The sequence below is a fragment of the Pedobacter sp. W3I1 genome (assembly GCF_030816015.1).
In the GTDB taxonomy this organism is placed as follows: domain Bacteria; phylum Bacteroidota; class Bacteroidia; order Sphingobacteriales; family Sphingobacteriaceae; genus Pedobacter.
Genome location: NZ_JAUSXN010000001.1, coordinates 5,450,396 through 5,465,368 on the forward strand (window position 1 = coordinate 5,450,396; position 14,973 = coordinate 5,465,368).

Here is a 14,973-nt window from a genome sequence, read left to right on the forward strand (position 1 = left end):
GGTGTTGATTGGATTAGCGTTTTTAGAATTTAGTTTTTATGATTTTCGATCAGGAAATTATACATCAGCGAATGCTTATCGTTTTTTAAAAACCTTTGCTTGTATTTTTTCTGCACGTCGGTATTTTGTTTGATACCGTTTACGATCAATTCATCTTTATTGAGCTTGTACGAGAGTTTATTGGTACTGCTAATGATACCGTCTTTCATCAATTCCTGATTGATTTGGTTGGTATAATCGTGACCATCACCATTGGTTACACTTTTTGTGGTAACAGTACGCTGCGAACTTGTTTTAGCACCCTTTGTTTCGTTATAAACCGGAGGAGTTGGTGGTGTAGGCGGTGTAGGCATATTAGCTGGAGTTGGTGGAGCCGGAGGTAACGATGGTGTAGCATATGCCGCACGAGGTGTCTTTGGCGCTCTTGGTGGGCGTGGCGGACGCGGTGCTCTTGGCACGCGGGGACCATCGCCATCTTTACCCTCCTGAATCCATTTAGCGTCCTCTTTTGCCCATTTATCAACTTCCTTTGTCCACTTGGCATCTTCTTTTGCCCATTTGGCGTCTTCCTTAGCTAATTTAGCATCTTCTTTAGCAAGTTTCTCGTCCGCTATTCTCAGATTTTCGTCAGCAATTCTGGCTTTGGCATCTACTTTTCTCATCCTTGCATCTTCTCTTGCCTTATTGATATCGCCTTCTATAGCTTTTTTATCTGCAACTCTGGCTTTCACATCTTCATCTTTTTTACGCTTTTCCTCTAAAACTTTCAATTGGCGATCCATTTTAGAATTGATTTCTTTTTCCAATTGATCAGCAGATTTCCCTTCAGCAGGTTTAGATTTTTTAGCTGTATCCTGTAAAACCTGTAGTGAAGTGGATATTTTTTTTCTGGTAACTGTTTTTGCATAGCCAACGCTTTTAAAAGCGGCACTGCAAACCACTACCGATACCAGGGCGATGGTTAATATTGTCTTTTCCATTTTGTTTAAAGTTGAATTGGTATTAAATAACATCCTGCTTGCCCTATGCAGCAGGCTACCTTTCTTACCCGTTATCGCCATGGCATAAGCAGGTGCACGCTGCTTAAACTCCTGACAGAATATGAGGGCCTGAACGTAGTTTTTGCGATCGCTTACACAGGCAATGGCCAAATCATCGCAGCAATGTTCGCGTTCTGTTTTTATTAATTGTGATACCCAAAGTACCGCTGGGTTAAAGAAAAAAACGATTTCGATAAAACTTTGTAATAGGTTTACCAGATAATCTTTACGCTTAATGTGGGCCAGTTCGTGAGAAAGAATTGCCTCAACCTCAGCATTTGACAGGCCGGTTAACAAGCCTAATGGAATCAGAATTAAGGGTTTAAAATGGCCTATAACCATTGGCGCCTGCGCAATGCCCGATTGCATGATTTTAACCGGTTGACTTAAACCCAATTTTCCGGCCAGCATAGCTAACTTTTCATCCCATTTTTTACCTGCAGCATAGGTTTTATGTTTACGTAAATGATATACACCATTTAAACCTACCATCAACTGAATGCTTTTTCCACATATAATTAAAAACCAGATCAGCACAATCTGATAAGCATATGCATTCCATAAATAAAGAATTTTGTTCAGCCCTGAATACATATCATGCTGAACATTTGAAATTACAGGCTGATCGGCGGCCCCACCATGGAGATTAATCACCACCTCACCGGCTATAGAACCTATAGGCTTTTGCAGTTCTTTGTAAAAGGTGAAGAATATGGCGACAACAAACAATGCTAAACAAACAGTGAGTAAGTTATAGCGCGTTGCAGCACTTGCTTTTCGGGTGGTAAACATAACCAAACCGGCAAGCAAGGCCAATATTACCCCAAGCCACAGCGAGTGGAATAAAGTAGCACCGAGGGCATGAAGCCAATTTTCGGGTAAAAGGTTAATTAACTTAAATTCCATAATTGTGGTTCTTTAGAATCTGCTGTTATTATTATTCCATGCTATCCAATAGCCGCTTTATCTCTTCTATCTCCTGTTTTGAGGTTTTCTCATTACCCAGAAGCTGCATCATTAACTGTGAAGCAGATCCTTTATATAAGGTATTTACAAAACGGTTTAACAACTGGACTTTGGTTTTCTCTTCAGCTTCAACAGGAATATAAATGTGCTTCATTTGGCTTTCATCACGTTTTAATATCCCTTTCTCGGTTAAGATCTGCATCTGCTTTAAAGTTGAGGTATAATTCACCTCGCGCTGTTCGTTCAATTTTTCGTTTACAAACCGAACTGTAGATGGACCGAACTCCCATAATACCTGAAGAATTTCTAATTCAGCTTTAGTAGGTTCAGGCAGATTATTTTCAATTCGATTACTTTTCATATTTTAAAGGTACGATGTTTTTCGTACGATGCAAATATTATGTATAAAATTTTTACAAAAAAGCAATTAAAACATTGATTTTAAGCAAAAAATAATATTAAATAAAAAATTAAATACTTAAAAAACTCTGACAGATATGTAAATGCAAATTAAAAACTAACCAATTTTATTTATCTAACCCCGCCTAAAAACCAGAATAGCAATGAAATTAGCGCTACTTTGATAACAACTATCAGTCATATTAATTTCTGTCAATGAAAATAAAATGACACGTAAGCAAATTTGGGAACAAAATCTATCCCCCCATGTTGCCTATTCTTATTTAAAGATTACATTTATAAATACCAAATCCATATAAAATAAACTCCAATTTTGGCAGATAACGCCGTTGTTTATGGGCAGCACTACCTCTTTCGGGCTTTATTACTCACCTATGCAACAAGGAGCATCATTCTTCCTAAAACAAACAAAAAATGGCTTTTTAAGCTAGCTCCGAACCACAGAGTCAACCTTTTATTTATTTTTTTGCCATATTGACAACAATCAAAGGTATATTTGATAATTATCAATCCATTTATTCATTTGAATGACGATTTTTATTTGATATTGTCTATTAATCCCTATGCAAACCTTTAAGAAATGCCTTTTTTAAAAACGCTTGTTAAAAGATTATACCATTTTTTTAACAAGGCCAGCAGTATTGTCTTTATTTCCGTCAAGATAATTTTTCTGCCCAGATATCCTTCAGCAAACAACTACATGGAGCCCGCTCTCCTTACAAGGCAATAAATGAAGACTTTCACTTCATTATATGAGGATACATCAGCATTCACAAATTTCATTCAATTTTATTCGATAAATGGCGGGTTTAATTTCGACGCATTGCGTCCGAAGTTTTGCTGCAACACTACTACTATTTCCAATTGTCTATCTTCTTTTTCCAGAAGTCTTAAGTTTAGTCTGCTGAAAAGCTTTAATAATGCAACAACAAGGTCCGGAAATCAGGTGTAACACCTTTTTACCAATCCAAAGGAGACTATTGCCTTCAGGATCAAACATAAAAATTTAAATGGAGGGATCTAAAATCTTGATTATACTTGAGGATTTTGATTTAAGGATAAAAATCACTGAGCTACTTACAATTGGCAAATACAATGTAAAATCAACAAATAGTGGTAAGCAGGCGATTGAAATCATTAGAACAAGTCCGGTAGATATCATCATTTCAGGGATAAACGTAGCCGAAATAGACGGATTTGGGGTATTGCGTGTGGTTAATAAATTTATGGAAACCGCAGGCATTAGTGTTATTATGCTCTTGGCCAATCAGGATTATGATCTTGCCCGCAGAGTGATGGAATTGGGTGCAGACGGTTACCTTATGCCCCCTTTTGATGATGGCGAACTGCTTAATCATGTAGAAGTAAAACTCAGAAAAAAAAGACTTCAACACGAATTATTTTTAAAACAACACATTCAGTTAAGGAATATCCACAACACCAGTGATGAACTTTCCTGGTTAAGATCGAGGTTTGAAGGCTATTTACCAAGATCTTTTAAGAAAAGTCAGGTTCTCTACAACAAAGGCGAAAGACGGTCGCTCGGCCTACATTACATTATATCAGGAAAGATAAAAACTTATATATCTGACGCTGCTGGTCATGTACTTATCACTGGTATTTATGGCCCTCATGAGTATTTCGGAATTCAGGGAACATTATTGGGTAATGAAAACAGGGAAATTGCAGAAGCCATTAATAACACCGAAATACTTACAATCCCTTATGCCGATGTCCAGAATTTAATTTCAGACTACCCAGATCTGTTCAGTATTTTCGCTAAAAATCTTGCTCATACATTAAATAACCGTGATGAAAAGCTGCTGGATATTGCCTATTACTCTGTACGAAAGAGAATAGCAAAAGCGATTATCGAACTAACCAAATTGAACCATGAATCTGCAGAGAATGACAGATTTATACTTCCCAGGCATGATCTGGCATGTTTAGTAGGCATTGCAACTGAAACATTGAGCAGGGTACTAAGCGATTTTACAAGAGAAGGATTGATTGAAAAAGATGGCAATAACATCATTGTACTGGATATGAATTCATTAAAAATGATGAAAAACTAGCATAAATCTATACTGCATATCCATCTGAAAATCTATCGACCCACCATTATCATTCCCCAGCCTTATTAATGAGAAAGATCAAGATAAGCGTTGATCAAAATCAGAGGAAAATTAATTTTAAATATAGAATTTAGTTGTAGCTGATCTTAAGGGAGGTTAGCATTTATACCAGAAAGCGATCGTCTCACACGAAAATCCTAAATCGATTTAGAGTGGTGTGAAAATGTTCCAAAGCTAATGCTTAGGGGGACTGATGAGTTTCTAACTAATTATCCTCCCAGCAGCACTGTGCAGTGCCATTGAAACCTGATAAGATTCATACCCTTAATTTGGGCATGAATCTGAGTTTTTGGCATGATCGGTTTATAAATGCGATTTATCAATAAAAACAAATCAATATGCTACCACACAACTTAATTAAATTGCCATGGATGTAGGCTACATCAAATATTTTTTAAAGATCTTTCTTCCACTACTAGATCGGAAGAAAGATAGAGCAGCCATCCGTTTTATATACAGGCACACTGCTTTTTTCAGCATTAGTAAGGGGAAAACGCTTTTTAAGCCAAATAGTTCAGCCGCTGTTGGCAGCCTAATAATCGTTGCAGATGGACTGGTTAATGGCTACATAGCGAATGTAGAAGCCGGGCAGGCCAATATATGGCTGGGCATGAAAGGCAGTGTATACATTTGTGATAATTTTAAACAAACAGACCACAACTTCAATCTTCTTGCAATAGAAGATACCATCGTTTTCTTCATAGACCAAACTGAATTGGCCGAAGGCTGCGCGTGGTATCCCGCTCTTGATTCGCTATTTAACAGTTGCCTTCTTCAGACTGCCGTATCTGATGTGAACAACAGAAACATCTTGTATAGATTGCAGACTATAGAAAACAGGATATCGTTATTTAAACGTATTTACCCAGGACTATATGACCGGATGTCTACCGATCTGTTGTTGTCTTATTTCGATATTGATTTAAGTTTAACAGGTGAGCAAACCTTACAGATCAATAGTGCATACAACGAAGACATGGTTACTCATTTTCAAAATAAAAAGTTAAAAGCACAGTATCTCGATTAAGCGAATTATCAATTGCTGTTGAATATATTCCCTCATATTCAACAGCAAAACCCAATTAAAACCATTATAATTTATAAGAACAGCTGAAACTGCCTTGTTTAAATGGTATTTTCAGTTATCTATCCTTCGATGGTTACCTCATTTTTTATGCCTTAACCTGTTTAATCACTGCAATGATATCTTCTTCTCCATATTTTGCAGCGGCATCTGCGAAAGTATTCAGTACAGTTTTAGCCAGGGGCGATGAAATCCCCTCCGCTTTCGCCAGGTTCAGATCTTTTACAATATGTTTAAGCGCGAAAACAGCTTTGTAATGATCAGCAATTATAGCATCACCTTTAATTTTGGTAAAAACGTTGCCGATAGCAGCATTATTGATGAGTTCCAATAGGTCTTCCGTTTTAATTCCCTGCTGATTAGCAAACAAAACGGTTTCGGCCAAGCCCTGTGCATATAAGGCCAAAAGCGAATTAATGGCCAGTTTTGCACTGTTACCTGCACCATTGCCACCAACAAGTTTGGCAAGTTTGCCCATTTTTTCGAGAATCGGTTTAACCTGATTAAATGCATCTTCTTCACCACCCACCATGATAACCAACTGACCTGTTTCTGCCTGCTTTACACTTCCTGAAACCGGTGCGTCTAAATAAAGATTTCCTTTTGCTTTACACTGCGCTGCCATTTCTTTTGAAATTGAAGGAGAAACCGTACTCATATTAACGATAATCTTATCCGAAGTTTCTACACTAAAAAGGCCTTCTTCTCCATCAAAAATTTGTTTTATTGCGGCATCATCAGAAACCATAACGATTACGACATCAGTAACAGCAATCAGTTCTTTAGGCGTTTCGGCGATTGATGCACCCATCTCTTTCAACGAAGCTTCCTTACCCTTGCTCCTGTTGTAAACCCTAACCGTATAATTTGCTTTTATCAATTGCTCTGCCATCGGGATACCCATGTTCCCTAAGCCGATCCAACCTATTTTTGTATGATTCATTTCGTCCTTTTTATGATTAAACAAATGTGCCAAAGAAAAAGCTAAAATTATAAACAAAGGTAAAAATGATACAATGAACTATTTATTAAATTAACAGCTTTAACATACTAATATTTTTAGTAAATTAGTGGTATATTACTCCATAATTACCAAGCGATATGGCCAGTCCACTTAAAGATTTATATTCACCTGCTTTTTACGATAGATTAACCAATGCGTTGACGGTTACCATACCAGGTTTCGACAAAGGAAAATTTATCAAAAAAATTTTCACATCCGAATTTGAATCAAAAGAATTGAAAGAGCGGATGAAACATACCTCGAAGGTATTACACGATTTTTTACCTGAAGATTATGCTCAAACAATCGCGCTCATCAAAAAAACAATCGCACAATTAAGGATTCATGGTATTGGAGAAGATGGCCTGGCCTATATGTTTTTACCTGATTATATCGAAACCTATGGCATTGATGATTTCGAAGGCTCAGTTGAAGCACTCGAATTTGTTACGCAGTTTGTAAGCTGTGAATTTGCTGTTCGACCTTTCATTTTAAAATACGAAAATGAGATGATTTTAAAAATGCAAAAATGGTCGCTGCACGAAAGCCATAAAGTGAGAAGGCTCTCCAGTGAAGGCAGCCGTCCGCGATTACCCTGGGCCATGGGCATTCCATTTCTGAAAAAAGACCCTACATCCATTTTACCAATACTGGAGAACCTTAAAACAGACCCATCAGAATATGTAAGGCGGAGCGTTGCCAATAGCTTAAATGATATTGCCAAAGATCATCCCCAGGTTGTTTTAAATATTGCTAAGAACTGGTCGGGTTTGGGTGCCGAAACAGATGCCATTATTAAACATGGTAGCCGTACATTACTTAAACAAGGTCATGCCGATATCCTTAAACATTATGGCTTAGATGACGCGGGAATTTTATTAAAAGATTTCAAAATCTTAACGCCGCAAGTCAAAATCGGCGAAAGTCTGGAGTTCTCGTTTTCTATCCTTAATGAAAATCCTTATGAACAAAAAGTGAGGTTGGAATATGCCGTTTACTATAAAAAGCAAAATGGGCAGAATGCCAAAAAAGTGTACAAGATTTCGGAGCGGATTTATCCTCCAGGTGCAACGATAAACATAATCCGCAAACAAAAATTCGTGCTGATTACCACACGTAAATTTCATTTGGGTAACCACCAGGTTTCGATGATTATTAACGGAGCCGAAAAAGAAATCTCACATTTCGAATTAACGGCTTAGTTTGGCATTTAATTCATCGAGTAAGGCAACCTGCTTTTCGTTGATATATTTAATGGCATCACTGTAGGCAAACCACTTGGCTTTATCTATTTCGGCAAAACTTTGCTTTTTACCCGATCGGGGCGGCCATTCTATTTCGAAGGTATTACTAACAATGGTAGAGGGATCAAGTTCTCCTTCTATAGCCCAGCACAGTACTTTTTTACCTCCCTTTTGTATAATAGGAGTTAATTCAATGAAATTGCCGGTTAAGCTGTGACCTGTTTCTTCTTTAAATTCGCGGATAGCAGCCGTTAAAGCTTCTTCACCTTCATTTAATTCCCCTTTGGGCACTGTCCAAAAGCCAAGATCTTTTTTAGTAAAGAACGGCCCACCGGGGTGAACCAGAAAAAATTCTACTTGCTGATCTTTTCTTCTGAAGAGCAGTATTCCGGCACTTTGTTTCATAAGGGTAAGGTAGGTATTTGGAATTAAAAAGAGAGAATGAACTTGCCTTCACATCTTTGATCAAGATCCTGAAACAAGTTCAGGATGACGATAGTCTATTGGAATTAACAATGCCTGATCCCACGTTATGTCTTGCTGAACTTGTTTCAGCATCTGTTTTGCAACAGGAGGTCTTTGATTACATTCAGTGACATAAAAGTGTCTGGGAACAATAATATGTAATATGGGTCTACGGTTTATTGCAATAAAAAAGCAGCCAGGTTTTTAAATCTTGGCTGCTTTATATAATCTGGTATGATGAGATTTTATTGGAGGCGTTTTTTACAACAACCCGTACAAACCATGGGCATAATTCCTTAATGAGGATGATACCGTCTTCATCTTATCCGGAGATGGGCCTTTCACTTTATAGGCTTCCGGATGAAGTTCTAAAGGTTGTTCGTTAATTTGTTCTAATGTGCTTCTATTGCTTAATGTAGCATGCTGTTCTTCGCTTAATTTTAAAGGTGCCATGATCTTGAAATTTATAATTGAACAACAGAATTACGTGGAATAAGTTTGCCGTTTTTTGTTAATTTTTTAAAATTATTTTTCCAGATTCGAAATCCGGTTTCCGTATCAGAAATTTTAATGGGAACGGCCGAATTCACGATTTTATGTTTAGGTGCTTTACAAAAAGGAGGCAAAAAACGATTTAATAAACACGATTTTTTATTCGGAGCGCAAAAGCCTGTACACCACAACAAGTTTCTTCCCGTTTTCCGTTTTTACGCTTCGCTGCCTCATGCCTCGTTGCTGCAGGGTAACACTTCAACTGGGGCCAGGTGGCTAAAACTATATTTCATTTTTGGGGTTGCAAGGTGCGAAACCCCGTGTTTTTAAACCCGATTTTTCATCGGGATAAAGCGGATAGCGGGAACAAACCTATATAGTAGCAAGAACCTGCTTTGCTAAAAAATAATAAACAAATTAACCTTAAAAATGGAATAACTACCACTTTCCTTATGCTCTGACAATGGCTAAAAGCTTTTTACCCACAGTAACAACAAGCACTGAGGCAAGTCCAGCTGCTAATCCAAAAGCAAATTCCCTAAGAATCGAAGGCAAAGTATGAAGAATATGATGTAGAAAACCAATATTATGAGCAAAAATCCCCCCTGAAACCAAGATCAATGCTACCGTGCCTACAACACTTAATATTTTTATGATAACCGGTAAAGAACGAACCAGTAGGTTTCCGATGAATGAAAATATACCTTTTTCATCCGAGGCCTTCATTAAGCGATATCCGGCATCATCCATCCTTACAATTAGGGCTACGATACCATAAACACCAACGGTAGCTAACAAAGCTACAGCTGATACAGTCAGAATTTGTATAAGTAGCTTTTCTTCGAGCACGCTTCCCAAGGCAATAATTACAATTTCTATTGATAGAATAAAATCGGTAATAATTGCAGATTTGATCTTTGCTTTTTCTGCTGCCTCACCTTCTTGGATAACCTCTTTTGCTTCCACATGCGAGGGCTTTGATCGATGAAAGAAATATTCAACAACCTTTTCTACTCCCTCGTATGCCAAATACAGCCCGCCTAGCACCAAAATCACTTTGATCGCTATCGGGAAAAAGAAATTGAGCAATAATGCAATGGGGACAATAATAAGCTTATTCACAAATGATCCCTTTGTAATTGCCCATAATACGGGCAATTCTCTAGAGGAAAGAAAACCAGTTGATTTTTCTGCGTTTACTGCTAAATCATCGCCCAAAATCCCCGCAGTCTTCTTGGCTGCTACCTTAGCTGTTACCGCTACATCGTCCATTAAAGCACCTATATCATCCAAAATTGCAAAAAAACCTGAAGCCATATCTAAATCAATTATGCCGCAAAATATCAAATCCTTTTCAGATTCGGATAATCATATTCAAATCTTTAAGCTATATAGGCTAAACAGTATTTTATAGATAAGCCAGTTAAATATCAATGTACACAGTCATTGGGAATATATTCGCGAAAGAACATACCTTTTAAATGGTTAAAGCATAGTTTAACTTATGGTGCGAAGCGCAATACAGATTATTAAATATCTGATGACTTGGAGCGCAATAGTAGTAAATATAGGCTGGGTTCCGTCCTGCTGTCCGTTTTACTCCGCCAATGAAGAATTGGCTTCGTGCCCACTTCCATCAATCAGGGCTATGTGGCAAGCTTCGGCATACTACCGCTTAACTTTCTTAACTCCTTAATGGTAAATAACCGCTATTACAATTCCTTTTATCATTAAGGGATTAAGGACATTAAGAAATAACTCATTCAAAACCTTAATTATCTTAACTCCTCAATGGTAGAAATAACCATTTGGAGTTATAGGGATGCAAACAAGACCTAAAACCAGAGCCATTTATTTTGAGATTTCGGAGCGCAATAGTAGTAAATATAGGCTGGGTTCCGTCCTGCTGTTCGCTGCAATCCTTTTGGGAAATCCCTAAATAAAACGATTGATCTCAACCAAAAGGGATTTACGCTGCCATTAGGGCTATTTAACCTGGGATGGAAGATATAAAACGGTTGATGGGATATACTCTGTGGAGATCAGCGCTATCTGCGGGAACAACTCTTAACGCTCTTTACTTTCCCTTAATGATCAGAAACTGATTCAGGTTTATTTACCATTTAGAAGTTAAGGGCATTAAGAAGATTATAATGGAACAGTCCCTTAACTTTTCTTCACTCATTAATGGTGGAAAAAAATAGCGAACGGCTGGAAGGAAATGCTTATAAACCAAGAAAACCCTTGAGCATTACTGCTAAAGGGTTTCTTTTAAGATTTGGCACCGACCTACTCTCCCACGTGTTACCGCAGTACCATCGGCTCTGGTGGGCTTAACTTCTCTGTTCGGAATGGGAAGAGGTGGACACCACCGATATAGGCACCTAAATATTTTATTGAGGTAGAAGGTAGAGGGTATAAAGGTGGAGGGTAAACCCTACGCCTTAAGCCTTTTCGCCTTAAACCTTAAACAGTATTGAAAGAAGTTATTATGAAGAACAAACAACAGTCTGTTTGCTTTGAAAGCTTCGGATGATTAGTACTACTCGACTGTGCTGTCGCCAGCTTTACATCTGTAGCCTATCAACGTAGTAGTCTTCTACGGTCCTATATGGAATTCTCATCTCGTGGCTAGTTTCGCACTTAGATGCTTTCAGCGCTTATCTATTCCCAGCGTAGCTACTCTGCAATGCCCCTGGCGGAACAACAGATTCACTAGAGGCTAGTCCAACCCGGTCCTCTCGTACTAAGGTCAGCCCCACTCAAAATTCCTACGCCCACAACAGATAGGGACCGAACTGTCTCGCGACGTTCTGAACCCAGCTCGCGTGCCACTTTAATCGGCGAACAGCCGAACCCTTGGGACCTTCTCCAGCCCCAGGATGTGACGAGCCGACATCGAGGTGCCAAACCTCCCCGTCGATATGAGCTCTTGGGGGAGATCAGCCTGTTATCCCCAGCGTACCTTTTATCCTTTGAGCGATGGCCCTTCCATGCAGAACCACCGGATCACTATATCCGTCTTTCGACCCTGATCGACTTGTCTGTCTCACAGTCAAGCAAGCTTATGCTATTGCACTCCGCGTACGGTTACCAAGCGTACTGAGCTTACCTTTGAAAGCCTCCGTTACCTTTTTGGAGGCGACCACCCCAGTCAAACTACCCATCAAACAATGTCTCCGATAAGATCGGATTAGACACCGAATACAGAAAGGGTGGTATTTCAACGTTGGCTCCACGACGCCTAGCGACGCCGCTTCAAAGCCTCCCACCTATCCTACACATCCTGTATCCAATGTCAATGTTAAATTGTAGTGAAGGTGCATGGGGTCTTTCCGTCCCGTTGCGGGTACCCGGCGTCTTCACCGGGACCACAATTTCACCGAGCTCATGGCTGAGACAGCGCCCAGATCGTTACACCATTCGTGCAGGTCGGAACTTACCCGACAAGGAATTTCGCTACCTTAGGACCGTTATAGTTACGGCCGCCGTTTACTGGGGCTTCGATTCAATGCTTCTCCTTGCGGATGACATCCCCTCTTAACCTTCCAGCACCGGGCAGGTGTCAGGCCTTATACCTCATCTTTCGATTTTGCAAAGCCATGTGTTTTTGTTAAACAGTCGCCTGGGCCTTTTCACTGCGGCTGACATTGCTGCCAGCGCCCCTTCTCCCGAAGTTACAGGGCCATTTTGCCGAGTTCCTTAGCCATGATTCACTCGAGCACCTTAGAATCCTCTTCCCGGATACCTGTGTCGGTTTGCGGTACGGGTTTTTATAACCTGAAGCTTAGCGGTTTTTCTTGGAAGTCTGATTACCTGCGCTATCCACTCAGCCGAAGCCTCGTGGTACTATCAGCGTTCAGCTAGATCGGCGGATTTGCCTACCGTTCTAATACCTACAGCCTTTAACGATCTATTCCGTCAGATCGCGGCAGTGTCACTACTCCGTCCCCACATCGCAGTTATAAAAAGTACTGGAATATTAACCAGTTGTCCATCGAATTTCCCCTTCGGGTTCTCCTTAGGTCCCGACTAACCCTGATCCGATTAGCGTTGATCAGGAAACCTTATCCTTTCGGTGGGCGGGTTTCTCTCCCGCCTTATCGTTACTTATGCCTACATTTGCTTTTCTAGAAGCTCCAGCACCCATTACCAGATACCTTCGCTGCCGCTAGAATGCTCCCCTACCGATATATTTCAATCCCATAGCTTCGGTGTACAATTTAATGCCCGTTTATTATCCATGCCCGATCGCTCGACTAGTGAGCTGTTACGCACTCTTTAAATGAATGGCTGCTTCCAAGCCAACATCCTAGCTGTCTGTGCAATCGGACCTCGTTAGTTCAACTTAACTGTAACTTGGGGACCTTAGCTGATGGTCTGGGTTCTTTCCCTCTCGGCGCGTGACCTTAGCACCCCGCGCCTCACTGCAGATCATATTTAATAGCATTCGGAGTTTGTCTGGATTTGGTAGGATTTGACTCCCCCGCACCCAATCAGTAGCTCTACCTCTATTAAACTTAATATCCACGCTGTTCCTAAAAACATTTCGGGGAGTACGAGCTATTTCCCAGTTTGATTAGCCTTTCACCCCTACCCACAGATCATCCGGAAACTTTTCAACGTTTATCGGTTCGGTCCTCCAGTACGTGTTACCGCACCTTCAACCTGTCCATGGGTAGATCACAAGGTTTCGCGTCTACCCCCTCTGACTATACGCCCTATTCAGACTCGCTTTCGCTTCGGATCCGTGCCTTAGACACTTAACCTTGCCAGAGAGGAGTAACTCGTAGGCTCATTATGCAAAAGGCACGCCGTCACGCAACTTGTACGCTCCGACCGCTTGTAAGTACACGGTTTCAGGTTCTATTTCACTCCCCTGTTCGGGGTTCTTTTCACCTTTCCCTCACGGTACTGGTTCACTATCGGTCTCTCAGGAGTATTTAGCCTTACCGGATGGTGCCGGCAGATTCCCACAAGGCGTCTCCGACCTCGCGGTACTCAGGATACTACTAGGCTAGCATTCTATACGTGTACCGGGCTATCACCGTGTATCGCTGGGCTTCCCATCCCATTCCACTTCTGTTTGCTAATGCCACATTGTAGTCCTACAACCCCCACTTTGCCGTAACAAAGTAGGTTTGGGCTCTTTCCCGTTCGCTCGCCACTACTTAGGAAATCATTATTATTTTCTCTTCCTCTGCTTACTTAGATGTTTCAGTTCGGCAGGTTTGCTCATTATATGTGACTAGTCTTCAACTAGCCGGGTTGCCCCATTCGGAAATCTTCGGATTAATTCCTATTTGCAAATACCCGAAGCTTATCGCAGCTTATCACGTCCTTCATCGCCTCTGAGAGCCAAGGCATCCCCCGTGTACTCTTTATTACTTTCTTCTACTTGTACGCCTTTTGCGCCGTACAGTATGCTTTTTTTGCTCTTGTTATGATGTCTCATACCTTCCTTCCAGTTGCCCGTCGGGTTGGTGAGCACAAACACAACAGTCGCCTATTGTTGTTTGCTCTTCTTTTTTAACTTCTTCCAATATGTCAAAGAACTTTATTAAGGTTGAAGGTGGAGGGTATAAAGGTAGAGGGTTTCATTGTCCCCTAACTAAGCCTCGGTTCAGCCTTATTAGTAAAAATCATGGAGTCGAACCATTCAACAGTTTCCTGTCTTGCCCCTTCGGCTATTTCTTCTTTCTTAATCTTTATGTCAATGTATATTATCTATCCCGATAATAAGGTGTTATTTCTGTTGTGGTGTGGTTCAGCTATAGGTCTTACCCTACACCTTCTACCTTTTAACCCTCAACCTTTAATGGTGGAGAATAACGGAGTCGAACCGTTGACCTCCTGCGTGCAAGGCAGGCGCTCTAGCCAGCTGAGCTAATCCCCCAGATTTTAGTTACCAGTTAACAGTTGTTAGTTTTCAGTTTAAACTGTCCACTGTAAACTGCCAATCGTAAACTTAAAACGTGTAGTCCCGTCCAGATTTGAACTGGAGACCCCTACATTATCAGTGTAGTGCTCTAACCAGGCTGAGCTACGGGACTGTTGATTTAAGGTCGGCTTATAGTATGCAGTATATAGTATCTTACCGCTACTGCTTTTCCTTTGGCTTTCC

At 40.3% G+C, this 14,973-nt stretch carries 9 protein-coding genes, 2 tRNA genes and 2 rRNA genes; 3 read left to right on the forward strand and 10 right to left on the reverse strand.

The annotated features are described in order from the left end of the window. Positions 1–29 precede the first annotated feature (29 nt). Positions 30–1,946 carry a M56 family metallopeptidase gene (locus QF042_RS22335; RefSeq protein WP_307532380.1) on the reverse strand — a complete coding sequence of 639 codons (1,917 nt, stop codon included), beginning with the start codon at positions 1,944–1,946 and terminating at the stop codon, positions 30–32. Positions 1,947–1,977: 31 nt separating this feature from the next. Further along, a complete protein-coding gene (locus QF042_RS22340) occupies positions 1,978–2,367 on the reverse strand; it encodes a BlaI/MecI/CopY family transcriptional regulator (protein ID WP_307532381.1) in 390 nt (129 codons plus the stop codon). A gap of 1,087 nt (positions 2,368–3,454) precedes the next feature. Here QF042_RS22340 and QF042_RS22345 point away from each other — a divergent pair. Both QF042_RS22345 and QF042_RS22350 read left to right on the forward strand, forming a co-directional pair. Continuing rightward, complete coding sequence (locus QF042_RS22345; RefSeq protein WP_307532382.1) at positions 3,455–4,501, forward strand: response regulator; 1,047 nt, start codon at positions 3,455–3,457, stop codon at positions 4,499–4,501. Between the two features lie 427 nt (positions 4,502–4,928). Then, positions 4,929–5,588, forward strand: coding sequence for a hypothetical protein (locus QF042_RS22350; protein WP_307532383.1), 660 nt, complete (start codon positions 4,929–4,931; stop codon positions 5,586–5,588). A gap of 145 nt (positions 5,589–5,733) precedes the next feature. Here QF042_RS22350 and QF042_RS22355 read toward each other — a convergent pair whose 3' ends face one another. Further along, on the reverse strand, positions 5,734–6,588 hold the full coding sequence (locus QF042_RS22355) for an NAD(P)-dependent oxidoreductase (protein WP_307532384.1): 855 nt from the start codon (positions 6,586–6,588) through the stop codon (positions 5,734–5,736). 158 nt (positions 6,589–6,746) lie between these two features. Between QF042_RS22355 and QF042_RS22360 the strand changes: the two genes are divergently transcribed. After that, on the forward strand, positions 6,747–7,850 hold the full coding sequence (locus QF042_RS22360) for a DNA alkylation repair protein (protein WP_307532385.1): 1,104 nt from the start codon (positions 6,747–6,749) through the stop codon (positions 7,848–7,850). Here the strand turns inward: QF042_RS22360 and QF042_RS22365 are convergent. From QF042_RS22365 to QF042_RS22395, 7 genes are all read right to left on the reverse strand, one after another. Then, complete coding sequence (locus QF042_RS22365; RefSeq protein ID WP_307532386.1) at positions 7,839–8,297, reverse strand: NUDIX domain-containing protein; 459 nt, start codon at positions 8,295–8,297, stop codon at positions 7,839–7,841. The genes QF042_RS22360 and QF042_RS22365 overlap by 12 nt on opposite strands. A 321-nt stretch (positions 8,298–8,618) precedes the next feature. After that, entirely contained in the window at positions 8,619–8,810 is a 192-nt protein-coding gene (locus QF042_RS22370) for a hypothetical protein (RefSeq protein ID WP_307532387.1), read from the reverse strand. Between the two features lie 489 nt (positions 8,811–9,299). Then, complete coding sequence (locus tag QF042_RS22375; protein ID WP_307532388.1) at positions 9,300–10,166, reverse strand: DUF808 domain-containing protein; 867 nt, start codon at positions 10,164–10,166, stop codon at positions 9,300–9,302. Between the two features lie 959 nt (positions 10,167–11,125). Beyond that, a 5S ribosomal RNA gene (rrf, locus tag QF042_RS22380) occupies positions 11,126–11,237 on the reverse strand. Between the two features lie 129 nt (positions 11,238–11,366). Further along, positions 11,367–14,243 (reverse strand): 23S ribosomal RNA (locus QF042_RS22385). A gap of 425 nt (positions 14,244–14,668) precedes the next feature. After that, positions 14,669–14,745: transfer RNA gene (locus QF042_RS22390), tRNA-Ala, on the reverse strand. Positions 14,746–14,827: 82 nt separating this feature from the next. After that, positions 14,828–14,902, reverse strand: a tRNA-Ile gene (locus tag QF042_RS22395). Positions 14,903–14,973: the final 71 nt, after the last annotated feature.